Genomic DNA, 21,342 nt, shown 5'->3' with positions numbered 1-21,342 from the left:
AACTGACCACGCGCCTTGCGATGGGTGGTCAGTTAAGAAATCAAGTTGTCAGTGCCACGCCGCAAATACCTGCGTTCACCACAAAGCACCTACCGCCGACGATCTCGACGCGAGCTCATTGGCTGGAACGCCACGCCAACATGCGCTTCGCAATAAGGTTTACCCGCTTCAACCGGCAGGCCGCAGAACCAGAAATCCTCGGTCGCGGGGTCGCCTACGGGCCATTTGCAGGTCTTTTCGGTCAGTTCCATCAGCGTCAGCTTCTTGGCCTTTTTCTCGACCTCGTTGACCTTGGCCAATGCCTCGGGGCTGATTTCGTTGGCCGATGGCTGCGGCGGAAGTGGCTGACCGGCCGGGATGATCTGGCGGCGGGCAGGCACGGCCGGTTTAGCATCGGCGGCCGGTGCAGGGGCCGGGCGCGCCGGTTCGGTCTTGGGCGCGGGCCTCGGCTTGGCCTCGGCCTTGGGCGCGGGTGCCGGTTTTTCCTTGGGTTCGGATTTAGCCGGCGAGGCACCGGTTGCGCGATTTGACAGACCCAGACGGTGTACCTTGCCGATCACCGCGTTGCGGGTTACGCCACCCAGTTCTTTGGCGATCTGGCTGGCCGACTGGCCCTCGCCCCACATTTTCTTCAGCAGTTCTACGCGCTCGTCAGTCCAGGACATCATTTGCCTTTCAAAAGCGGAAAGCGGCCCCGGATTCGGGCCGCCTTGGGAATTCGTCTCAGCCCCCTATTTTAATCACTGCGGGCCGAGTTACAAGCGGTTCTCGAATCAGGATGAGGGCAGGTGATGCAGATTTCCGCAGATCAGAGCGAACGGCGTTTCGGAACAGTTAACTGGATGGGGCTTTACACGTTGGCCCAGCGTGAAACTCTGCGGTTTCTAGCGGTCTGGACTCAAACCCTGTTGGCGCCGCTTGTGACGGCTGGGCTGTTCCTGCTGATCTTCAATATCGCCATCGGTCCGGGGCGTCCGGATGTGATGGGGGTGCCGTTCCTGACCTTTCTGGCGCCGGGCATCATGATGATGACCGTGATCCAGAATGCGTTCGCCAACACCTCATCCTCGATGGTGATCGCCAAAGTGCAGGGAAACATCGTCGATACGTTGATGCCACCTTTGTCCCCGCTTGAGATACTGCTGGGCTATCTGGCAGGTGGGGTCGCGCGTGGTGTTCTGATCGCATGTGTGGTTGCGGTTGCACTTGCGCTGGTTTTGGGAATTTACCCGCAGAATCTGTTGTTTGCCCTGATCTTCGTAGTGCTGGGCGGCGCTTTCATGGGGGCATTGGGACTGTTCGCCGGGATTTTTGCCAACAAGTTTGATCAGATGGCGGCCATCACGAACTTCATCGTGACACCATTGGCTTTCCTGTCGGGTACGTTTTATTCGGTCCAGGCGCTGCCTCCGGTTTTGAACCGCCTAAGTCACGTGAATCCGGTTTTCTATCTTATTGACGGCCTGCGGTACGGGATGATCGGTGTGTCCGACAGCTCACCTTGGTTGGGAATAGCAGTATGCACCGGTGCCACTCTGCTGGTCGGTGCGCTGACTTGGCAGATGCTGCGAACGGGGTATCGCCTTAAGGCTTAACTTGTCTCGGCCAGTGAACCGGGTTGAAAAGTCATTCTGGGCTTTCCCAATCGGGGGTGCAGATTTGCGGCCACGGCCCAGGCCCCGAACAAGGCCAAGCCTCCGACTGCGAATACCCCGGCGACCGGTGAGATCAGAAGGACCAGTGATGCAACTCCGGGTGTCAGAATGCCGGAAACGTCGCGGTAACTGGAGTAGATCGCTGACATCTCGGTGCGTTCGGATGGTTTCACTGCCATGAGGAAAGGCAGACCGGCGCAAATGTCCAGAACGATAAGCCAGATGGACCCAAGAACCAACGCCGCAACCGCCGCGACCGGCCAACCCGCGATTGCCCCAGCGGTGACAAAGCAGGTTCCGCAGGCAGCAAAGCCAACGCGAACAGCCGTGCGAATCGAACGCCCCTGCACCCAGCGCAGAATAAGCGGAGCCGCGAACAGCATGGCATTGGTTGTGGACAGAAGGATACCGCCCAGTTGTTCACCCAGCCCGTTTTGAATGGCAAAGATGGGTAGGTACACCACGTAGATCCACCAGCCGCAGGATCGGATCATGGCAAAAAGATATCCCGCGACCAGACGGGGTTGCGCAAAGAAGCGCGGCAGAAAAGCCAGCGGGTTTTTCGCGGCGCCCCGCGCCTTGGTGATCAACTTTCCATTACCCAACCGCATGCGCCAGAACTGAATCAACATGACCGCGCCTGCCACCGCACTGATGACAAAGGGGGCAGGGGCCCAGACCTCCAGCAGTAAGACGCCGGCCATCGGTCCGCCTGCCCAGCCCAGCGCGCTGTAGAACATGCGGCTGGTCTCGCATTTGCCCAGCTCGATTTTGCTGATGTAATCCAGAACGTAGGCGTTGAAACAAATGAATGTTACAACTGTCGCGACTGTGTTCAGGGCCAAGGCGCCAACCACCGCCACGGGGCTGCCCTCAATTGCAAGTAGGGCGCTGCCGATGAACATGAGGCAACCCACTGTATATGCCCATCTGCGCGGTATGAAGCGGATCAGGAACGGCACCATCAGCCCCGCAATCAACGAGATAACGCCGACCAGAAAATACAGGAACGATACCGAAGACGCATCACCCAGCGCGCGATACATGGCCAGTGGAAAGACCGATATCAGAATGCCGCGGACAATCGCCTCGAACCCGGCAAGGATACCAAAGTCGCGGACTGACGGTGCTGGGGCATGGCGCACCCATTCGGGGATACGGCGTTCGTGCATGGGTAAACTCTCAAATCAACTGAGAACACGTTGCGCCGGATCAATCCTCGTTCTTCGGAGTTTGCGACATACAGGTCGCCCCCGGGCCATGTCAGGAAAAGTTTTTGGAGTTTCAGGCCTGCCGCGCCCGCGCTTCTCGCCAGACAAGAATAAGCCCGCCGGTCAGAATTATGGCTGAGCCGATCATACTGATCCCGTCCGGAATCACGCCGAATATCGCGAAATCGTAGAAAGCGGCAAAAATCAGCGTCGCATAGCTGATTGGGGCAACGAATGAGGCATCTGCCCGGGCCATGCCGTTCACAAAACACGCCTGCGCGCAGGCCATCAATGCGCCGATACCCGCCAGTGCCGCCCATTGTTCTGAGGTGGGCATCTGAAAAACAAAGCTCACCGCGACAGAGGCAATCGTCAGGCCCATTGCGTTGTTGATTAGCAGGATCTGGATTGGGATTTCACGACCCGAGAGTTTCTTAATGAATATCAACTCCATCCCGATGACTGCGGCTGCGGTCAGTGCCAGAAGAGCGGCAGGTTGAAAGCTATCGGGTGTCGGGCGCAACAGTATCAACGCCCCAGCCAGCGCCACCGCTGCCGCCAGCCACCGCCAAGGGCCGACGCCTTCTTTCAGCAGCGGGATTGCCAACACCATTGCAAAGACCGGGTTCAGAAATGAAATCGCCGTCGCATCCGCGATCGGGATGAATGCGACCGAGGCGAACATCAGCGTAATGCCGACCCAGCCGAAACTTGTACGCCCAATATGCAGGCCCCAATGCGGACGCTGCAGGCGCGGCCGCATCACGCCGACGGCGGTGACGATCACGATAAAGGCAAACAGAAACCGCCCATGGCTGATCTGCATTGGATGCAGCGCGGGACCCAACGTGTCCGTTCCCAAGGCTTTGGCCAGCAGGGTGGTCCCGGCCAGCAACGCACTGGCGGCGGTGATCAGCACGGCCGCAAGAGGCGGATTGTGGGCTTTGGCGACAAACATATGTCAGCGGTGCGTCAGCGCATGTCAAATGGCAAGCGGCAAATGCGTCGCGCCAAGTATTTTCACTGGTTGTCAATTTCAGGGTTTTCAGGGGACGGTCGCACAGCTATACGGCTTTTCATGATCAAAAACGCACATATCCTGCGACTCCGACGCCGACGCTTCGCCGCGTAACCGGCCTCTTTGATCTATTTGCGCTGTTCAAATCGGCGCAATTTCCACCAAATCAGTTGACGAACACAGGCCGAGTGTATCACTCACAAGGCTCAAACTACCTGAAAAGGATGATCCCATGATCCCGTCCGTTCTGCCGACCTATAACCGCGCGCCCCTGACTTTCGTGAAGGGTGAAGGCGCCTGGCTGACCGAGGCGGATGGCCGACGTTTTCTGGACCTGGGCGCGGGGATCGCGGTGAATGCGCTGGGCCATGCCCACCCCGCACTGGTCAATGCCCTGACCGAACAGGCGCACGCGCTGTGGCATGTTTCAAACCTCTACCACATCCCGCAGCAGCAGGCGCTGGCCGACAAACTGGTCGAGCACACCTTTGCCGATACCGTGTTCTTCACAAACTCGGGCACTGAGTCTTGCGAACTGGCCGTGAAAATGGCCCGTAAGTACTTCTATGACAAGGATCAGCCTGAACGGGTCGAGATCATCACCTTTGATGGCTCGTTCCACGGCCGGTCGTCGGCTGGTATTGCCGCTGCCGGGTCTGAGAAGATGACCAAGGGCTTCGGTCCACTGCTGCCGGGCTTTGTTCATGTCACGTTTGGCGACCTCGATGGCGTCACTAATGCGATCACCGATGAAACCGCCGCGATCATGATCGAACCCGTGCAGGGCGAGGGCGGCATCCGTCCGGTTCCAGACGCCGAACTCAAGGCCCTGCGCCAGATTTGCGATGACAACGGCCTGCTTTTGATCCTCGATGAGGTGCAATGTGGCGTAGGTCGTACCGGCAAGCTGTTTGCCCATGAATGGGCTGGAATTACCCCGGACATCATGATGGTCGCCAAAGGCATCGGCGGCGGCTTCCCTCTGGGTGCTGTTCTGGCCACGGAAGACGCTGCCAGTGGCATGACAGCAGGCACGCATGGCTCTACCTATGGCGGCAACCCGCTGGGCTGTGCCGTGGGCTGCGCTGTCATTGATCAGGTGGCAACGCCTGCATTCCTGGATGGCGTCAACCGTAAGGCCGGCATGCTGCGCCAGAAGCTCGAAGGACTAATCGCCGAGCACCCGGAGGTCTTCGAAGAAGTGCGCGGAACAGGACTGATGCTGGGCCTGAAGTGCAAAGCGCCCAATATCGACATGGTCAACGCCGGCTATGACAATGAGGTCATTACCGTCCCCGCCGCCGATAACGTGATCCGCCTGCTTCCGCCGCTGACATTGACCGAGGATGACATCGCCCAGGCCGTGATCCGCCTCGACAAAGCCGCTGCGCAGGTTGAAGAGTCAATGGCCTCGGCCTAAGACACACCCGAATGAAAAGTGAACAGAAATGAACCATTTTCTCGATATCCATAAAACCGACGCGGGCGATCTGCGGACCATGATTGATCAGGCGGGCGCTATGAAACAGGCGCGCCTGGGCCGCCCAAAGGCAGCACTTGATGACGAACAGCCTCTGAAAGACCGCATGGTCGCGCTGATCTTCGAAAAACCATCCACCAGAACGCGCGTGTCCTTTGACGTGGGTGTTCGCCAGATGGGCGGGCAGACCATGGTGCTGTCGGGCAAAGACATGCAACTGGGCCACGGCGAAACCATCGCCGACACCGCCCGCGTTCTGTCGCGCTATGTCGATATGATCATGATCCGGACCTTCGATGAGACCATTCTGACCGAGATGTCGGAATATTCGGACGTGCCGGTCATTAACGGCCTGACTGACCGCACCCATCCCTGCCAGATCATGGCGGATGTGCTGACGTTTGAGGAACACCGCGGCCCGATAGCGGGCAAAAAAGTAGTCTGGACCGGCGACGGCAACAATGTTTGCGCCTCGTTCCTGCATGCTGCGGGTCAGTTCGGGTTTGATTTCACTTTTACCGGCCCGGCCCAGCTTGATCCGGAAGAAGAGTTCATGGGGCTTGCCCGTCAAAAGGGCTCGAAAATCGTGGTCGAACGAGACCCGTATAAAGCGGTTGAGGGTGCCGATCTGGTGGTCGCTGATACCTGGGTTTCAATGCACGATTCCCAGTCCGCCAAGGAACGTCGCCACAACATGCTGCGCCCCTATCAGGTCAACGCCGAGCTGATGTCACACGCAAAATCGGACGCGCTGTTCATGCACTGCCTGCCTGCCCACCGCGAAGAAGAAGCAACATCCGAAGTGATGGACGGCCCCAACTCGGTCATCTTCGATGAGGCCGAAAACCGTCTGCACGCTCAAAAGGCCGTGATGCGCTGGTGTCTGGGCGTCTGAACGGAGTCCATCATGCCCCATGTCAAACTGGAGTTTTCGAAAGGCATAGAGCAGGTCCATGATGTTCAGGCAATTTGCGATCAGCTATTTACCTTGCTGGCTGAACATCGTGAATTCGACGCTGAAACGATAAAAGTCCGCGCCATTCCGGTAGAATACTACCGTATCGGCACTGATCCCCAGAGCTTTGTCCACGCCACGGTTCTGCTGATGCAGGGTCGTGACGAGGCGACGCGCTCTGAGCCTAACGCGGCCATACTGGAGGTTCTGTCGGCGGCCTTGCCCGAGGTTGGCAGCATCACAGCGCAAGACGTTCAGATGAACCGCGCTTCCTACGCGAAACGGGTGGCCGGGCCATAGCCAGTGTCCGGTTGTCATAGATCCTGTGTTGTTCAGGTGGGTCGCCTGATATCCCAAATCCGCAATTTGGCGAGCGTCGCGACGCTCGCCAACACGACCAGACTGCACAATACCCACTTGGTCATGACCTCCATGGTACCTTCAATCATCAGGGCATGTACGACGCTGCCAATAATGGTGATAATCGCAAGGCTCGCATGACCCAACCTCCAGACGCGAAACCTTAAGCCAAGGCGCTTGCGAAAAAGACCCAGAAACGCGGCTCCGAACGCGGCCCACATCGCAATCACACCCCAAGCCGAAAACGGTGTCGGTGAAACAAATAACAGAGCGTCAATAACGTCGGGCGGGCTGGTGACCCACAAACCACCGACATGGATCAGAATGGCTGCAACTAATGCCAGCCCACACCACCTATGCCAATGGCGGCTGGCAACCGGGGTCAGTCCCGGCAACAAACGGCCCGCAAGTAGCGGCTGCAACAACAGCAGACACATTGAAATAACACCGGCAAATCCGGCCGTGATGTAGATCGGTTCACGCCATGCCAGCAGAGGGCTGGCTGCGACCGCGATAATCGGTACGGCCATGGCAAGGATCACAAAGGTCCAGATTACTAGGCTTCGACGCACTGTGGTTAGGCAGGCTGCAGAACGAAATGCGCGGCCAAGGTTTTGTCCTTGGAGCTACCCATGATTGGGCGCAGGAAAACCGTTTCGAACTCACTGCTGTCATAGGCCAGATGGCCGTGAGGCTGGCCAAAGGCGGGTACGATCTGCGGCATCTCCAGTCGGAACTCACCATTGGCATCGGTCAGAGTTGCGCCGTGGCTCTGCGGGTCGCGTTCGTGGCCTTCTGTCGTATGCGCCCAGATCTGGATGCGCTGACCGGGCAGGGGGGCACCGTCACCGGCGCGTCGCACTGTTCCGGTCATCCAGAACCCGCCGCCGCCAATCCGGTCAACGATGGGCGCGCCGGGACGGTAATTGTTGGACCCTCCGCGCATGGATGCGGTGGGGGCCACGCCACTTGCGCGCGCCGGCACCAAAAAACCTGTCGCACCCGTTGCCAGAACAGCCCCAGACGCCAAAACCAAAGAACGACGAGAGAACGTAAGACCAGGCATGCAAACCTCTCTTTTCAAGTGTTTCACCACGCCTCGACAATGCCGGGCATCCTTTCAGCGGAAAGATAGCACGATTGTTTCAGTTTCCGAGGGGTCGCGCGGCGGGGGTGACAAATTGTGAATTCCTTTGACCGTGCCCCCGCGCGAGTGCCATCCTGAAATCCGTCAGTTCGGGGAGTCCTGCACTATGATTGTCGAAGACGTTGTCTCAGACGAAGAAATCAAGGCGTTCAAGCGCGACGGTGCGGTTGTGCTGCGCTCCAGGTTCTCAGAGGATTGGCTGGCACTTTTGCGAGACGGCATCGACGCGGATTTGGCCCGCCCAACCGATAATTTCACCCGCCATACCAAGGACCCTCGCGCACCTGCCTATTTCGAGGACTACTGGGCTTGGAATAAAATCCCGCAATTCACGCAATTCGTTCACAACTCACCTTGTGCTCCGCTTGCCGCACAGTTGCTGGGTGCACCATCGATCAATCTTGTCATGGACAACTGGTTCCTGCGTGAGGCTGGATCAACTTCGCGTCCACCGTTTCATCAGGACCTGTCCTATTTCGACTTTGAAGGAACGATGTGCGTCCTGTGGTTGCCGCTTGAGCCGGTTACCAAAGAAAACGGTATCGCCTTCGTCAAAGGCTCGCATCTGTGGGACAAGTTGTTCATGCGGGTCAGGTTCGCCGACGGGCATCCCAGCTACGAACCCACCGAGGTTGCAGGGTTGACCTATCACCCGCCGCCTGACGTCAATGCCGATCCGGGTGCATTCGATCTTTTGCAATGGGATATGAATCTGGGCGACTGCATCTTCTTCGACATGCGCACCTTGCACGGTGGGCTGTCATCAGTCATCCCAACGGAAACGGTACGCAGGTTTACGCTGCGGATGACCGCTCCGGATGGCAGGATCCGGTATCGGGGGGATTGGGCCAAGGATGAACGGGCGCAGTTCGAAGCCGAAGGATATCGCGAAGGTGATCGAATTGATGGGGCGTTTTTCCCGCAGCTTTGGCCGCGCGGGCTGGGTCTTGTCTGAATTAAGGACCGGGCTCGCACCAGTTCTGTGCATTCCTGCAAATTGAATGGCTGGTTTATCAATCCTACTCTGTATCAGTGAACTGAACGGACCGATCACAGGAGAGCAGTCATGAGTTGGAACCCCACCCAACACCCTGAGGATTCGCCTCTGGAAACGCTGATTATTCCCCGTGCCCGCGATTTGGGCGGGTTCGAAGTGCGGCGTGCGCTGCCTTCGGTCAAACGGCAACTGGTCGGCCCGTTCATCTTTTTCGATCAGATGGGACCCGCCGAGTTCATCACAGATGGTGGCATCGACGTGCGGCCGCACCCTCATATTGGCTTGGGTACGGTGACCTATCTGTATCAGGGTGAGTTCGAACATCGCGACAGTTTGGGCACCCATCAGATGATCTATCCCGGTGAGGTCAATTGGATGGTGGCTGGGCGCGGCGTGACCCATTCGGAACGCACCAGCGAAGAAACGCGCGGCAAGCGGCACAGCCTGTTTGGCATCCAGACCTGGATCGCGCTGCCCGAGGCGCATGAAGATATGCCTCCCGATTTCGAACACCACAAACAGGGCGCATTACCGCATATCCAAGACAACGGTGTCAGTGCCCGGTTGATCCTTGGTTCGGCATATGGCGAAACCAGCCCGGTGACGATGCTGTCGGATACCTTCTATCTGGACGTGCAGCTTGAACCCGGCGCCGCCTTTCCACTGCCCGACGATCATGAAGATCGTGGCGTCTACGTCACTCAGGGTTCGGTCGAGATTGCTGGTGACATGTTCGAGGAAGGTCGCATGATGGTGTTCCGCCCGGGCGACCACCTGTCGGTTAAGGCCGGTCCACTTGGCGCGCGATTGATGTTGTTGGGCGGTGCGACGTTTAACGAAGAACGGTACATTTGGTGGAACTTCGTGTCGTCGTCGAGGGAAAAGATTGAAAACGCGACGCGCGAATGGAAAGCCGCCGATTGGGCCAATGGTGCCTTCCATCTACCGCCCGGCGACGATCAGGAGTTTATTCCGATCTCAGAAGACTTGGAGCGCACTAAGCCAAGACGGGCGCGTTGACCAAGCGTCAGGGGGCCTTGTCCGAACCCGCGATACCGGCAATCCTCGTCTCAATGGGAGGGGCGCAATGAAGATCGTTATCGCAGGTGCCGGCAGCATTGGATGCTATTGCGGGGCTTTCCTGACTGATGCCGGACACTCGGTAACCCTGTTGGGCCGTCCTCGCATTCTGAACCCGATCCGCGAGAATGGCCTGACCGTTACCGATTTTTCCGGCCTGCATCTTTATGTGGCGGCCGAAAATCTAACGACGTCGGAAAACCCTGATTGCCTGATAGATGCTGAGTTGGTGATCGTTACTGTCAAAACGGCGGCCACGGCGGGTATGGCAGGTCAGATTGCGCAATTCGCGCCAACGTCTGCGCCGGTTCTGTCGTGGCAGAACGGAATGGAAAACGCCCGCGTTCTGCAGGCAGTATTGCCGGATCATGATGTTCGCGCAGGAATGGTGCCCTTCAATGTTGTGCCGCCCGAACCTGCTACTTTCCACCGCGCGACGTCCGGCGAAATCGTGATCCAATCCGGCCCGGGTGACTTGGGGCAGGCACTCAGTTCAACCAATCTGCCAGTGATCGAAAGTGACGAGATCGAAGCCGTGCAATGGGGCAAGCTGGTCATCAATCTGAACAATGCGCTGAATGCGTTGTCGGGGCTGACATTGAAGGATCAACTGCTGGACCGCAAATGGCGATGTTTGATGGCCGATCAGATGTCCGAGGCTTTGGGCGTGCTAAAGGCCGCTGGTCATCCTGTCACGTCGACGACCCCGTTGCCAGCTTGGGTTACACCACATATCCTACGTCTTCGAACGCCATTGTTTTCCCGGATCGCCGCGCGGATGCTGACCATCGACCCCAGCGCGCGAACGTCGATGGCCTATGATCTCATGGCGGGGCGCGTTACGGAAATCGGCAGCCTGCAAGGCGAGATTGTCCGACTGGGTGCGCAACATGGGCGGCGTACGCCGATCTGCGCAAGGGTTCAGGAATTGATTGAACAGAAGCTGGACGAGAGCTTGTCACCCGATCAGATTATCCAGTGATCCGACCGCGTTCAGGTGAACGCAGTCAGGATCCAGAAGATCACCGCCGACATTGTCGCCGCCGCCGGGACCGTGATTACCCATGCGGCCACAATGGTCATGAAATGCGACCGCCGAACCAGTTTGCGCCGCCGCTGCTCTTCGCGAGCAATGCGCTGCTCGGGCGGACGGCGATCATTGCTTTTCTTGCGCCGGCGATCCTGATTCCATTCCCGGTAAAACCCAACGCCGAACACTGCGCCGACTGCAATGTGGGTCGAACTGACCGGTAGCCCAAGCCAACTTGCGACAATCACCGTGATGGCTGCCGACAAGGCGACGGAGAATGCGCGCATCGGATTTAGCTTAGTGATCTGGCTGCCCACCATCCGGATCAGTTTGGGGCCAAACAGGAACAGGCCAAACGAAATGCCAAAGGCTCCGATCACCATCACCCATGTCGGGATCGTGACTCTTGAGGCGAAATCACCGAACTCGGCGGCATGCACGATTGCCGCCAGTGGGCCAACTGCATTGGCAACGTCATTGGCGCCATGGGCGAAGCTCAGGAACCCGGCCGAGATCACCAGAGGCAATCCAAAAAGTGTTTTCAGCGATTTGGTTCGGTTCTCAAGTCCTTCGGATTTGCGTCGCACCCAAGGCACAGTCACGGCCCAGGCAAGAAAGCCTGATGTCAGACCAATCAAAAGCGCAATTTCCAGATCGATTTTCACGATCCGCTTCAAGCCTTTCACCGACAGATAGGTGGCAAATGCACCGGCCATCACGGCCACAAGAATGGGTACCCAGCGGCGGGCCGCGGCGATCTTGTCGTCTTGATATTGAATTTTGGCCTTGATCAGCGCCAGAAACCCGGCAGCAACCGCGCCGCCCAGAACCGGAGATATCACCCAGCTGGCAGCAATCGCACTCATTGTGCCCCAGCTAACCGCGCTGAGACCTGCTGCAGCAATGCCAGCGCCCATCACACCGCCCACGACCGAGTGTGTGGTGGAAACAGGCGCACCGACCCATGTGGCCAGATTGACCCACAGCGCTGATGAGATCAGCGCCGCCATCATTGCCCAGATAAAGACATTACTGTTCTGGACCGAAGCTGGGTCGATAATGCCCTTGGAGATGGTCGAGACGACGTCGCCGCCCGCCAGCAGAGCCCCCGCGCTTTCCGCGACGGCCGCGATGGCGATTGCCCCGCCCATGGTCAGTGCGTTCGCGCCAACCGCAGGGCCCATGTTGTTCGCAACGTCGTTGGCACCGATGTTGATTGCCATATAGGCCCCAAAACCGGCGGCCGCGATGACGATCAGCCCGCCATCGGCCCGACCGAACAGAATTGCCGCGATAAGCCCCGCCATGACAATGAATGCCAGCGCTATACCTGGTGCAAGAAGCGGTCGTGCCACGTGCACGTTTGCATGCTCAAGGCGCGAAATTCGGTGCAGATCGCTGTCCAGAGCCTGCCAGCGGTTTTTTTCGTTCGTGTTCGACATCGGTTTTCTGTGGGTGATACGGTTTAACCGGCGCGGTTAACGGTTGCCCGGTCACGTTGCAACCGGCCTCACAGAAGTTTGTTGCGAAAGCGTTACATTTGACGCAGCATTTCGCGCAGTTCCGGCTCTTGCACCAGCTCTGCGGCCTCATGCGGCGAAAACCAGCACCGTTCACGCTCGCTGACTTCTGGGAATTCCTCGGCCAGATCTTTAACATCTATGCGATACACATTGGTGCGCACAGGCTGGGCTGTGCCGTCATCCAGGATCTTGTCATAGGTGAAATGTCCGACGGCCTTGCGGCCAAGGTGTTTCACTTTCACCCCGGCTTCTTCCCATGCTTCTTCTTTGGCAGTCTCGGCCCCGTCCATGCCGTCAATCGGCCATCCCTTTGGGATGACCCAGCGACCCGTGCCGCGGCTGGTGATCAACAGGACCTGCTTGTCGTCGCCGGTCCCGCGTACGCACAAGGCTGCAAACTGAACCCTGTGAGGGCGCTGGAAGAAGGGTTTGCCTACTTCTTCCCAGATATTGTTCAGCCAAGATGCCATCGATTAAGTGCCAGTACTTTTCTTAGGTTCAAGGAAAAGTGACATAACAACTATAATCCGGGGCTTCAATGCATCTATTGATCGAACGCATTTTCTGAAGCGAACGCACGTCAGGTCCGCCGCTTGGCCCGCAAGGTTGGATCGGCCTGGGTCGGATCCTCGGGCCAGGGGTGTTTGGGATATTGCGCCCGCATGTCCTTGCGCACATCCGCGTAAGATCCGGCCCAAAATCCCGGCAGATCGCGCGTGATCTGGATTGGTCGCCGCGCAGGGGACAGCAGAGTGATCTTGAGCGCCTCGCCCCCGATAACCGGATGCCGGGTGACACCGAACAGTTCCTGCAGGCGGACCGAAATCTCGGGCACCGCTCCACCATAATCAATTGGCACCTTGCGGCCCAGGGGTGTTTCAAACGATCCCGGCGCGCGACGGTCCAATTCCTGCGTTTGGGCCCAGTCCAGCCGGGCACGCAGGGCAGGCAGCAGGTCAAACTTTTTCCAGTCGTCTGCACTGCGCTGACCTGACAGCATGGGTAGCAGCCAGTCGTCCAGAGCGGCCATCAACCCATCCATTGAAAAGTCCGGCAGGTCGATCCCTTCGGCGCGCACCAATTCCACCCGCGCGGCCAATCGCGCAGAGGCGCCTTCCAGTCGTATCCCCAGATCACGCACACCATCCAGCATGGCGCGGGCGATGGCCTCGTCCGGCGCGTCCTTCCAGATACGGTCATCCAGAGTGATCGCGCCAAGGCGTTCCTGCGTGCGCGCAATGACCCGGCGTTCGCGTTTCGACCACGCGCAGTTGTCGACCCATTCGATCTGATCCGCGAACAGATCCCGGATTTCACGCTCTGAGATTTGTGCGGCCATGCGCACCTTGGCCTCGCGCGGGTTTCCGTCCGTATCTGTCACCACAAGATAAGGCGCGGCCGCCAATGTGTCACCGCTGTCCAGCACGACGCCCTTGCCGCCGGACAGAACGTAACGTGGCACATCGCCTTTGCGACGTTGTCCAATTCGGTCGGGATAGGCCAAGGCGGCCATCGCGGCAGGGCTCAGGTCTGTCTCGTTGCTTCGTGTTTTCAGCCGCTTGCTCTCGGCTCTGATCCGTTCCAGCGCGCCCATGTTGATCTGCCACACCCGCTTGCGTTGAAAGGCGCGGGTATCGCGCAATGCCTCGAGTCGCAGCAGCAGATCTACCGGGGCACCTTTCAGTGGATCGCGTTCTGCCATCAGCGCCGCCAGCGGAGCGGCGCTTGTCCCGGCCGTCACCAGCATATGCCCCAGCCGAGGATGCAGGGGCAGGGCAGCCAAGGCCCGTCCGTGGTCGGTGATCCGCCCTTTGACATCCAACGCACCCAGCATGTTCAGCAATGTGCGGGCCTCGGCCATCGTTCCTTCGGGTGGTGGTGTCAAAAAGGCCAGGTCATCCGGTTCGGCCCCCCAAAGTGCCAGTTCCAGCGCAAGGCCCGTCAGGTCGGCGGCTTCGATTTCGGCAGGGGGGTAGGCGGCCAGCGCGCCTTCTTCCCCCTTGGACCACAGCCGGTAACACACGCCCTCGGCCACGCGCCCTGCACGACCTGCGCGTTGGGTTGCTTCGGCCCGCGTCACCCGTTCCGTGACCAGACGCGACATGCCAGAACCCGGATCGAACCGCGCCCGGCGCGCCTGGCCCATGTCCACGACCACACGAATGTCGGGAATGGTCAGCGAGGTCTCGGCGATTGAGGTCGCAAGAACCACCTTTCGCCCAGTTTCTGCCGGGGCAATCGCCGCACGTTGGGCGGCAAAGGGCATTGCGCCGAACAGAGGTTTAATTGCGCAATCGCCAGGCAATCGTTTGGATAATGCGGCTTCGGCTCTGCGAATTTCGCCCTCGCCGGGCAGAAACACGAGCATGCCGCCCTCGGTTTCATGCTCGGCCTGGACGACCAGATCAATCAGAGCATCCAACCGTCTTGCCTGCGCGCCCAATGGCCGGTCCAGCCAACGGGATTCAACCGAGTAACTGCGTCCTTCGGATGTCACCACCGGCGCGTCCATCAGTTGGCCGACGGGTTCGGCGTCCAGGGTTGCGGACATCGCCAGCAGGATCAGGTCGTCGCGTAGTGCGCCCGTAACCTCAAGGCACAGGGCAAGTCCCAGGTCCGCGTTCAAAGATCGTTCGTGGAACTCGTCAAAAATCACCGCGCCGACGCCTGGCAGATCCGGTTCAGATTGCAGCATTCGGGTCAGAATGCCTTCGGTCACCACTTCGATGCGGGTTGTCTTTGAGGTTTTAGCATCGCCGCGCACGCGGTAACCGACGGTTTCACCCGCACGTTGCCCCAAAGTTTCCGCCATCCGCTCTGCCGCGGCCCGCGCAGCAAGCCTGCGGGGTTCGAGCATAATGATCTTGCCATTGCACAACCCGGCCTCAAGCATCGCCAGAGGTACCCGCGTTGTCTTGCCCGCGCCCGGAGGGGCTTGCAAAACGGCCCGGCCATTGGCCTTCAGGGCGTTAAGCAATTCGGGGATGGCGTCATCGATGGGCAGGCGTGTTGTCATTGGCGCTTTATCAGCCAACCACGGCGCAACGTCCAGTTCCGCTGTTTCCCAATGACGATGATCGCGCCGCTGCGGCATAGAGCCAGCGGCGGTCCGGTCAAAGAGGATCAACAGCAACACATAGGTGCAAAATGCAGGTTTTAGGCAGGTTTCCTGCGCGGTCCGGTCTGGACAAACCACCCGTTGGGGCGGCAAGTAGTCGTGCCGCAAAAGATCGGGGTCGGAATGGATATGGACAGCCTAGGTGATAAGATTTTGAACGGAGACCGGCGTGCGCTGGCCCGGGCAATCACTCTGGTCGAAAGTGGTCGCGCGGATCATCGGGCACAGGCGTCTGAATTGCTGGCGCATGTGGCCAAAGCCGGGCGGCAATCCCTGCGCGTTGGGTTGTCCGGTACTCCGGGGGTGGGCAAATCCACCTTTATCGAAAGCTTTGGCATGATGCTGATCGAGCAGGGCCTCCGCGTTGCGGTCCTGGCTGTCGACCCCAGTTCGACCCGTTCAGGTGGTTCTATTCTGGGTGACAAAACCCGGATGGAGCGGTTGAGTCGTGAGAAGAACGCCTTTATCCGTCCGTCCCCCAGCCAATCCCATTTGGGCGGCGTGGCCCGCCGCACCCGCGAGGCGATTGCCCTGTGCGAGGCGGCAGGGTTCGACGTGGTGCTGATTGAAACTGTAGGAGTCGGGCAGTCCGAGACCGTCGTTTCCGAAATGTCGGATCTGTTCCTTCTGTTGCTTGCGCCTGCGGGCGGGGATGAGTTGCAGGGGGTTAAACGCGGAATCATGGAAATGGCCGACATGATCCTTGTGAACAAGGCGGATGGAGATCTGAAAGCCACAGCCACCCGCACCTGTGCTGACTACGCGGGGGCTTTGCGCCTGCTGCGAAAACGCCCGCAGGACCCCGAGGGTTTTCCCAAGGCGATGACTGTTTCCGCGGTCGAGGAACATGGGCTTGACCAAGCCTGGGACGAAATGACCACTCTGTCAGGCTGGCGGCGTGAAAACGGCCATTGGGATGGCAACCGCGCGGCGCAGGCGCGGTTCTGGTTCGATCAAGAAGTGCGATACGCGCTGCTATCTCGGTTGGATACGCCGACCGCCCGCGCAGAAATGGATCGCCTTGGATCCGATGTTGGCGCAGGCAATCTTAGCCCGACGGCGGCTGCGGAACGAATGCTTAGTATCCTAGCAACACACTAGACGCCTTTTAGCGTCAGAGGTGGAGGGTGCGCCAAAATCATGTATTATGGGCAAAGATACAATTTTTGATTGTGCTGCTTCGAGGGGAAGTCGATAGTCTCGATGGTGCGCAAGTCAACAAATGAACGCGTCGGAGATAGCCGTGCATGCCCAATATCCGTGGGACAAATGGTGACGACGATATCGAAGTCACCGGCGACGAAGGTACGCTGAACGGTACGCCCCAGGGCACGCCCATTGATGATATTCGCGCCCGTGGCGGTGACGATGAGATCACGATTGTAAGCAGTACTATTTCCGGGAGTGTACGCGGCAACGCCGGAAACGATGAAATCACCGTGTTCAACGCCCAGATCGATGGGCAGATCAATGCGGGTCGCGATGCGGATACCGTCACGGTTTTTGACGTAGGCGTCGGCAATATCCGTTTGGGGCAGGGCAATGACACCCTGAACTTTATCCGAACCCAAGTCACCGGGGATGTTCAGGGCGGCGGCGGGCAGGACGCGCTGAACCTTCCGGTGGGCACAGTTGTAACCGACGTAAATTTCGGAACGTTCACCGTTGTTGTCGGGCAATCCTATTCGCTTTCCAGCGGCAGCTTCGAATTGCCCTCAGGGATCGTGGTCAACTATAGCGGGTTTGAATCCGGCACAGGGTTTTTGTGCTTTACCCGCGATACAGTAATTCAGGCACAACGTGGTCCGGTCCTTATTCAGGATCTCCGACAGGGGGATATGATCCCAACGCGGGGCAACGGGATGCAACCGATCCGCTGGATCGGGCGCCGTAAATTTGACTCGGTGGCATTGGCGGGCGACCCGAAACGTCGCCCCGTCCGCATATTGGCAGGCGCCTTGGGCAATGGGTTGCCCAAACGGGATCTGTTGGTATCACGGCAGCACAGAATGCTGGTGCAGTCGAAAATCGCAGAACGAATGTTTGGCGAGCCCGAAGTTCTGATTCCGGCGATAAAACTGACCGCGCTGCCAGGGATATTCGTTGAGGCTACGGTGGACAGTGTCGAATATTACCACCTGCTTTTTGACCGTCACGAGGTTATCTTTGCCGAAAACGCCCCAAGCGAAAGCCTGTTTACCGGGCCTGAGGCGCTCATGACCCTTAGCCTGGAAGCCCGACGTGAAATATTCGATATCTTTCCGGAATTGGCGGATGTGAACCACAATCCCAACCCGGCCCGGTACATCCCTAAAGGCCCCCAACAAGCGCGCCTCGTGGCTCGGCACCTAAAGAATGAAAAACCACTGCTGCAGGGCTATAACGTATAGGGGAACGCCCCTCGGATGTTTAAATCCCCAAAAAAGCAGTTATGTAGAACCCGCCCTGAATACGTGATTGAATGAAATAGCCCGATCAGGCAGGCGATACTGGTCAAAAAAAGCGCAGTTGAAGAATGTAGCAATGTCGGATTTTTGATGGAAATCGACTGCGTGCCACGCTTTTCAATCCAGGTCAGCCTCGCTTGTATGTCACCTTTCGCCACCGGGTGTCTGATCCGGGGCGGTTTCCGGAACCGCGGCCAGCGGCAACCTTCATACAGGCGGGATATGCGCATTTGCATGTGCAGGCTCGGCTGAATGATTGGTATGTAAACTCTGAAACACCTGAACTTGAGGCCTGCCTGTCGCGGCTGACCCAGGGAATGGAACACGTCGCGGCGATGGGCTTTTTAATGCGTGGTTACGCCGGTCTCCGCTTGGCGCGAGAGCTAAACTTGAAATATCTTCTTGCTGTTTCACCGCAGTTCTCAATTTCTGAACATCACGTGCCATTTGACCCGCGTTTCAAAAAGTGGGCGACAGACTTCGATCCTGATCTTGGGGCGCTGCCGTGTCGCTCTTATCCTGTGCGCGGCCTCATTCTGATTGATCCGTTCAACCGTGCCGATTTATTGAATGCCCGCATGGTCCAAGACGCCTTTCCCACAATGAATATCGTAAGGCTTTGCTTCACTGGTCATCCTGCGACAAAAGTTATAAGGCAAACCGGTGGATATGGCAGGCTACAGAAAATGCTGCTTCGTCAGCGGTTGTCACCGGAAAGAATGGTCCGTGTGCATCGTGCTGCGCGACTAAAAAGCCCCCGGTACTGGGCGCGTCTGGCGGCCGCAGCGGCAAAAACAGGTCGTCCTGAATTGGAAAATCACGCCCTGAAACGGCTGGGAGAATTAAATGAAAACTTGGTGCTGTGAATCCTTGGCATATGGCTTGACCCCGTCTGTGATTCCCACTACATGCATCCAACCAGTTTTCGGGCGCGACTTCGGGTTGTGCCCCTTGTGATTTGGCCGAGGGTGTAATGCCTGGCCTCCAGAAACAAAGGAAGAAACCATGTCGCGCCGTTGCGAACTGACCGGAAAAGGCCCGATGACTGGCAACAATGTCAGCCATGCCAAAAACAGAACTCGTCGTCGTTTTCTGCCCAACCTGAACGACGTTACGCTGCAGTCGGAAACGCTGGGCCGTGGCGTCAAGCTGCGCATCTCGGCGGCTGCCCTGCGTTCGGTGGACCACCGTGGTGGTCTGGACGCGTTCCTGGCGAAAGCCAAGGACGATGAGCTGTCCAACAACGCATTGAAAGTGAAAAAGGAAATCGCCAAGGCGCAAGCTTCGGCCTAAGACCTTTTTCCTGCGAGAATTCAGGCCCTGTACCTTTTGGTGCAGGGTTTTTTCGTCTTGTGCAGAGTGCTGTTCTCAATTTGGAATAAAATTTCCGCGTTGGGTGAAATTGTTCACATACCGTTTGCTCTACCCGTATTATGTTTAGGCATATTCATCTGGCGGAGTTCAACCTCATGTCGTTCAAATCATTACCTTCTTTCTCCCTACTGGCCGACTTTTTCGGCAAAACGTTTGGGGCATGTCTGCGGATGCAGCGTCGGGTGAATCGGCTGCATACGAGCCTGACAAAAGGGTCCGTCAAGCGCCCGGAACCGGATCGCTGACATTGTCCTCCCGGCCCTGGGCTTCTAGCGTGTCTGATTGCGCTTGAAGCCCGTTTTGTCTCTGGCCTATATCGGGGACAGGATGAAACCCGTTCTGAACAAAGTTCTGCCGTTTGTGCTGTCGCTGCTGGTCGTTTTGACCGGGCAGGGCGTTGCTGCATCGCGCGGTGTGGACCGGGCGGTGGGGCATATGGTGCTGTGTAGCGGATCTGGTCCGGTCGTGGTCTATATGGATGCCGAAGGGCAGCCGACAAAGGCCCCGCACTTCTGTCCGGATTATGCGTTGAACCTGTTGGGCGCGGTGAGCATTGACGAACCGTCCCTGCCAGTTGCCCCGGACACCGATCGACCCATGCCATCGCGTATCGCGGAGAATCTGATCGCTCTGCCTATACCGTTTCAGCCAGCCCGGGCACCTCCTGCAAGTGTTTGATTCATTAACAATTCTTATCAAACACCAAACTACAGGAGAGGCGCTATGTCCCTCACATCCAGACTGCTGACCACCCTTGCCGCCGCAACTATTGCTACGGCTGCTTTTGCGCAGGACACGATCACCGTCGATGACGCTTATGCCCGATCATCGGGTAAAACGGCCAAAGCTGGCGCGGCCTTCATGATGATCCAGAACACCGGCGCGACCGATGACCGTTTGATCGGCGTGGAATCCGACGCTGCGGCTCGGGTCGAGCTGCACACCCATATTGTCGACGAAAATGGCGTTGCCAAAATGACCCATGTCGAAGAGGGCATTGCCATCCCGGCGGGTGAAACGCACATGCTGAAGCGCGGTGGCGACCACGTGATGTTCATGGGCCTGACAGCCCCGTTTGAGCAGGATGCAATGGTTCCCGTTACGCTGATCTTCGAGACAGCAGGCGAAGTCGAGATCGAAATTCCGGTGGATTTGGAGCGTAAGGACACCGGCGGTCACGGTTCGCATTCGAACTAGAGCTGCGCCTGAATTCGGGCCGCGCTGCGACCGTCATCTATGCGTCAGGCCGGGATATTCCCGGCCTGTTGTCGTTGTGGAAAAGGCTCAGCGGTTGACCACCCGCATCGCCACGCGGTCATGGGCGCGTTTGAAGCGCATGGCCAGCCAGAGCATTACTGCGGCAAAGGCCAGCGCCGAGAAAGCAATCGCCCAGCCGAGCGCCACCATGCCGCTGCCCGGCCAGAACAACAAAACAAGGCCGATCAACAGCGCGACAATGCCGGAGTTGCGCATGGTGGATGCGTCCGGATGTGCATCGGGCAATTGCCGCCACGCCATCAGCGAGCCTATCCCGACAATCAAAGCCCAGGCTCCCAGCAGGAAGAACGCGAGGCGCGCGACGCCTTCCGGCCAGATCAGCAGGATCAGTCCGATCAGAAGCGCCCCGATGCCGAAACCGCCAATCAGGCCACGTCGACCAAACCCCAGCAGCGTCAGGCCACCATCGAGGACCAGCAGCAGGCCCACCAGACGGATCAGCAAAGAGATGCTGCCCGTCGGCCAGAATAGCGCTGCGATCCCGAGCGCACCGGCCAGGAGTCCGCGCAGCAAGAATGTCCACCACAGGTCCGTTAGCTGATCACCAAGGGCGCCACGCGTGTCGAGGCTGTCATCATCAAGGATTTCACCTTGTTGGTTTTTTGGGTCTGTCATGGGGACCTCTCGGGTTGTTAGGGCACTAGTATAGCAAGGAAATTCGCCTCTTGT

The 21,342-nt window shown here is 58.3% G+C and carries 22 protein-coding genes; 13 read left to right on the top strand and 9 right to left on the bottom strand.

From position 1 onward, the window contains the following. Nucleotides 1-89: 89 nt before the first annotated feature. The gene (locus AC2FI8_RS16965; protein WP_496780329.1) at nucleotides 90-665 is read right to left on the bottom strand and encodes a GcrA family cell cycle regulator; all 576 of its coding nucleotides are present in this window, start codon (nucleotides 663-665) and stop codon (nucleotides 90-92) included. A 126-nt stretch (nucleotides 666-791) separates the two neighbouring features. On the opposite strand from AC2FI8_RS16965, the gene AC2FI8_RS16960 reads away from it, so the two are divergent. Then, nucleotides 792-1,595 (top strand): ABC transporter permease, encoded by an 804-nt coding sequence (locus AC2FI8_RS16960; RefSeq protein ID WP_496780270.1) that lies wholly within the window; start codon nucleotides 792-794, stop codon nucleotides 1,593-1,595. On the opposite strand, the gene AC2FI8_RS16955 is transcribed toward AC2FI8_RS16960, so the two are convergent. After that, the gene (locus AC2FI8_RS16955) at nucleotides 1,592-2,827 is read right to left on the bottom strand and encodes an MFS transporter (protein ID WP_496780268.1); all 1,236 of its coding nucleotides are present in this window, start codon (nucleotides 2,825-2,827) and stop codon (nucleotides 1,592-1,594) included. The two genes, AC2FI8_RS16960 and AC2FI8_RS16955, sit on opposite strands and share 4 nt — an antisense overlap. A 112-nt stretch (nucleotides 2,828-2,939) precedes the next feature. Then, the gene (locus tag AC2FI8_RS16950; RefSeq protein WP_496768198.1) at nucleotides 2,940-3,824 is read right to left on the bottom strand and encodes a DMT family transporter; all 885 of its coding nucleotides are present in this window, start codon (nucleotides 3,822-3,824) and stop codon (nucleotides 2,940-2,942) included. 292 nt (nucleotides 3,825-4,116) lie between these two features. On the opposite strand from AC2FI8_RS16950, the gene AC2FI8_RS16945 reads away from it, so the two are divergent. From AC2FI8_RS16945 to AC2FI8_RS16935, 3 genes are read left to right on the top strand one after another with little or no spacing between them, the layout of a single operon-like run. Next, the gene (locus AC2FI8_RS16945) at nucleotides 4,117-5,304 is read left to right on the top strand and encodes an aspartate aminotransferase family protein (RefSeq protein ID WP_496780266.1); all 1,188 of its coding nucleotides are present in this window, start codon (nucleotides 4,117-4,119) and stop codon (nucleotides 5,302-5,304) included. 28 nt (nucleotides 5,305-5,332) lie between these two features. Beyond that, a complete protein-coding gene (argF, locus tag AC2FI8_RS16940) occupies nucleotides 5,333-6,259 on the top strand; it encodes an ornithine carbamoyltransferase (protein WP_058276981.1) in 927 nt (308 codons plus the stop codon). A 12-nt stretch (nucleotides 6,260-6,271) separates the two neighbouring features. After that, nucleotides 6,272-6,619 (top strand): 5-carboxymethyl-2-hydroxymuconate Delta-isomerase, encoded by a 348-nt coding sequence (locus AC2FI8_RS16935; protein ID WP_496780264.1) that lies wholly within the window; start codon nucleotides 6,272-6,274, stop codon nucleotides 6,617-6,619. A 32-nt stretch (nucleotides 6,620-6,651) separates the two neighbouring features. Here AC2FI8_RS16935 and AC2FI8_RS16930 read toward each other — a convergent pair whose 3' ends face one another. Beyond that, on the bottom strand, nucleotides 6,652-7,209 hold the full coding sequence (locus tag AC2FI8_RS16930; protein WP_496780262.1) for a ferric reductase-like transmembrane domain-containing protein: 558 nt from the start codon (nucleotides 7,207-7,209) through the stop codon (nucleotides 6,652-6,654). Nucleotides 7,210-7,256: 47 nt separating this feature from the next. Further along, entirely contained in the window at nucleotides 7,257-7,745 is a 489-nt protein-coding gene (locus tag AC2FI8_RS16925; RefSeq protein ID WP_496780260.1) for a twin-arginine translocation pathway signal, read from the bottom strand. Between the two features lie 187 nt (nucleotides 7,746-7,932). On the opposite strand from AC2FI8_RS16925, the gene AC2FI8_RS16920 reads away from it, so the two are divergent. The 3 genes from AC2FI8_RS16920 (at nucleotide 7,933) to AC2FI8_RS16910 (ending at nucleotide 10,885) form a co-directional block, all read left to right on the top strand. Beyond that, nucleotides 7,933-8,781, top strand: coding sequence for a phytanoyl-CoA dioxygenase family protein (locus tag AC2FI8_RS16920; protein ID WP_496780258.1), 849 nt, complete (start codon nucleotides 7,933-7,935; stop codon nucleotides 8,779-8,781). A 111-nt stretch (nucleotides 8,782-8,892) separates the two neighbouring features. After that, nucleotides 8,893-9,843, top strand: a complete 951-nt coding sequence (locus AC2FI8_RS16915; protein WP_496780256.1) for a pirin family protein — start codon at nucleotides 8,893-8,895, stop codon at nucleotides 9,841-9,843. Between the two features lie 67 nt (nucleotides 9,844-9,910). Next, nucleotides 9,911-10,885 (top strand): 2-dehydropantoate 2-reductase, encoded by a 975-nt coding sequence (locus AC2FI8_RS16910; protein WP_496780254.1) that lies wholly within the window; start codon nucleotides 9,911-9,913, stop codon nucleotides 10,883-10,885. 11 nt (nucleotides 10,886-10,896) lie between these two features. On the opposite strand, the gene AC2FI8_RS16905 is transcribed toward AC2FI8_RS16910, so the two are convergent. The 3 genes from AC2FI8_RS16905 to hrpB all read right to left on the bottom strand — a co-directional run bounded on the left by AC2FI8_RS16905 (nucleotide 10,897) and on the right by hrpB (nucleotide 15,472). Continuing rightward, on the bottom strand, nucleotides 10,897-12,375 hold the full coding sequence (locus tag AC2FI8_RS16905; RefSeq protein ID WP_496780252.1) for an inorganic phosphate transporter: 1,479 nt from the start codon (nucleotides 12,373-12,375) through the stop codon (nucleotides 10,897-10,899). 92 nt (nucleotides 12,376-12,467) lie between these two features. Then, nucleotides 12,468-12,926 carry an NUDIX hydrolase gene (locus AC2FI8_RS16900; protein ID WP_496740516.1) on the bottom strand — a complete coding sequence of 153 codons (459 nt, stop codon included), beginning with the start codon at nucleotides 12,924-12,926 and terminating at the stop codon, nucleotides 12,468-12,470. A gap of 110 nt (nucleotides 12,927-13,036) precedes the next feature. Continuing rightward, nucleotides 13,037-15,472 carry an ATP-dependent helicase HrpB gene (hrpB, locus tag AC2FI8_RS16895; RefSeq protein ID WP_496780327.1) on the bottom strand — a complete coding sequence of 812 codons (2,436 nt, stop codon included), beginning with the start codon at nucleotides 15,470-15,472 and terminating at the stop codon, nucleotides 13,037-13,039. Nucleotides 15,473-15,697: 225 nt separating this feature from the next. Here hrpB and meaB point away from each other — a divergent pair, with 225 nt between their 5' ends. From meaB to AC2FI8_RS16865, 6 genes are all read left to right on the top strand, one after another. Next, nucleotides 15,698-16,675, top strand: a complete 978-nt coding sequence (gene meaB, locus AC2FI8_RS16890) for a methylmalonyl Co-A mutase-associated GTPase MeaB (RefSeq protein WP_496768414.1) — start codon at nucleotides 15,698-15,700, stop codon at nucleotides 16,673-16,675. A 146-nt stretch (nucleotides 16,676-16,821) separates the two neighbouring features. Beyond that, nucleotides 16,822-17,964 carry a Hint domain-containing protein gene (locus tag AC2FI8_RS16885; RefSeq protein WP_496780250.1) on the top strand — a complete coding sequence of 381 codons (1,143 nt, stop codon included), beginning with the start codon at nucleotides 16,822-16,824 and terminating at the stop codon, nucleotides 17,962-17,964. A gap of 194 nt (nucleotides 17,965-18,158) precedes the next feature. Beyond that, nucleotides 18,159-18,887, top strand: coding sequence for an alpha/beta hydrolase (locus AC2FI8_RS16880; RefSeq protein WP_496780248.1), 729 nt, complete (start codon nucleotides 18,159-18,161; stop codon nucleotides 18,885-18,887). A gap of 139 nt (nucleotides 18,888-19,026) precedes the next feature. Continuing rightward, the gene (gene rpmB, locus AC2FI8_RS16875) at nucleotides 19,027-19,314 is read left to right on the top strand and encodes a 50S ribosomal protein L28 (RefSeq protein ID WP_058272217.1); all 288 of its coding nucleotides are present in this window, start codon (nucleotides 19,027-19,029) and stop codon (nucleotides 19,312-19,314) included. A 408-nt stretch (nucleotides 19,315-19,722) separates the two neighbouring features. Continuing rightward, nucleotides 19,723-20,073 (top strand): hypothetical protein, encoded by a 351-nt coding sequence (locus AC2FI8_RS16870; RefSeq protein ID WP_496780246.1) that lies wholly within the window; start codon nucleotides 19,723-19,725, stop codon nucleotides 20,071-20,073. A 45-nt stretch (nucleotides 20,074-20,118) separates the two neighbouring features. Continuing rightward, nucleotides 20,119-20,592, top strand: coding sequence for a copper chaperone PCu(A)C (locus AC2FI8_RS16865; protein WP_472724685.1), 474 nt, complete (start codon nucleotides 20,119-20,121; stop codon nucleotides 20,590-20,592). Nucleotides 20,593-20,679: 87 nt separating this feature from the next. Here AC2FI8_RS16865 and AC2FI8_RS16860 read toward each other — a convergent pair whose 3' ends face one another. After that, a complete protein-coding gene (locus AC2FI8_RS16860; RefSeq protein ID WP_496736821.1) occupies nucleotides 20,680-21,288 on the bottom strand; it encodes an HdeD family acid-resistance protein in 609 nt (202 codons plus the stop codon). Between the last annotated feature and the right edge of the window lie 54 nt (nucleotides 21,289-21,342).

The organism is Ruegeria sp. CDSB029 (genome assembly GCF_059611125.1).
This window is presented reverse-complemented; position numbering and strand designations above follow the sequence as displayed.

Excerpts from the sequence above, each read along its gene's own strand:
- AC2FI8_RS16930 (WP_496780262.1), bottom strand. The coding sequence starts at position 7,209 with ATGGCCGTACCGATTATCGCGGTCGCAGCCAGCCCTCTGCTGGCATGG.
- AC2FI8_RS16925 (WP_496780260.1), bottom strand. The coding sequence starts at position 7,745 with ATGCCTGGTCTTACGTTCTCTCGTCGTTCTTTGGTTTTGGCGTCTGGG.
- AC2FI8_RS16945 (WP_496780266.1), top strand. The coding sequence starts at position 4,117 with ATGATCCCGTCCGTTCTGCCGACCTATAACCGCGCGCCCCTGACTTTC.
- AC2FI8_RS16910 (WP_496780254.1), top strand. The coding sequence starts at position 9,911 with ATGAAGATCGTTATCGCAGGTGCCGGCAGCATTGGATGCTATTGCGGG.
- AC2FI8_RS16870 (WP_496780246.1), top strand. The coding sequence starts at position 19,723 with ATGAAACCCGTTCTGAACAAAGTTCTGCCGTTTGTGCTGTCGCTGCTG.
- AC2FI8_RS16915 (WP_496780256.1), top strand. The coding sequence starts at position 8,893 with ATGAGTTGGAACCCCACCCAACACCCTGAGGATTCGCCTCTGGAAACG.
- argF (WP_058276981.1), top strand. The coding sequence starts at position 5,333 with ATGAACCATTTTCTCGATATCCATAAAACCGACGCGGGCGATCTGCGG.
- AC2FI8_RS16885 (WP_496780250.1), top strand. The coding sequence starts at position 16,822 with ATGCCCAATATCCGTGGGACAAATGGTGACGACGATATCGAAGTCACC.
- AC2FI8_RS16900 (WP_496740516.1), bottom strand. The coding sequence starts at position 12,926 with ATGGCATCTTGGCTGAACAATATCTGGGAAGAAGTAGGCAAACCCTTC.
- rpmB (WP_058272217.1), top strand. The coding sequence starts at position 19,027 with ATGTCGCGCCGTTGCGAACTGACCGGAAAAGGCCCGATGACTGGCAAC.
- AC2FI8_RS16865 (WP_472724685.1), top strand. The coding sequence starts at position 20,119 with ATGTCCCTCACATCCAGACTGCTGACCACCCTTGCCGCCGCAACTATT.
- hrpB (WP_496780327.1), bottom strand. The coding sequence starts at position 15,472 with ATGACAACACGCCTGCCCATCGATGACGCCATCCCCGAATTGCTTAAC.
- AC2FI8_RS16965 (WP_496780329.1), bottom strand. The coding sequence starts at position 665 with ATGTCCTGGACTGACGAGCGCGTAGAACTGCTGAAGAAAATGTGGGGC.
- AC2FI8_RS16920 (WP_496780258.1), top strand. The coding sequence starts at position 7,933 with ATGATTGTCGAAGACGTTGTCTCAGACGAAGAAATCAAGGCGTTCAAG.
- AC2FI8_RS16935 (WP_496780264.1), top strand. The coding sequence starts at position 6,272 with ATGCCCCATGTCAAACTGGAGTTTTCGAAAGGCATAGAGCAGGTCCAT.
- AC2FI8_RS16905 (WP_496780252.1), bottom strand. The coding sequence starts at position 12,375 with ATGTCGAACACGAACGAAAAAAACCGCTGGCAGGCTCTGGACAGCGAT.
- meaB (WP_496768414.1), top strand. The coding sequence starts at position 15,698 with ATGGATATGGACAGCCTAGGTGATAAGATTTTGAACGGAGACCGGCGT.
- AC2FI8_RS16860 (WP_496736821.1), bottom strand. The coding sequence starts at position 21,288 with ATGACAGACCCAAAAAACCAACAAGGTGAAATCCTTGATGATGACAGC.
- AC2FI8_RS16955 (WP_496780268.1), bottom strand. The coding sequence starts at position 2,827 with ATGCACGAACGCCGTATCCCCGAATGGGTGCGCCATGCCCCAGCACCG.
- AC2FI8_RS16950 (WP_496768198.1), bottom strand. The coding sequence starts at position 3,824 with ATGTTTGTCGCCAAAGCCCACAATCCGCCTCTTGCGGCCGTGCTGATC.
- AC2FI8_RS16960 (WP_496780270.1), top strand. The coding sequence starts at position 792 with ATGCAGATTTCCGCAGATCAGAGCGAACGGCGTTTCGGAACAGTTAAC.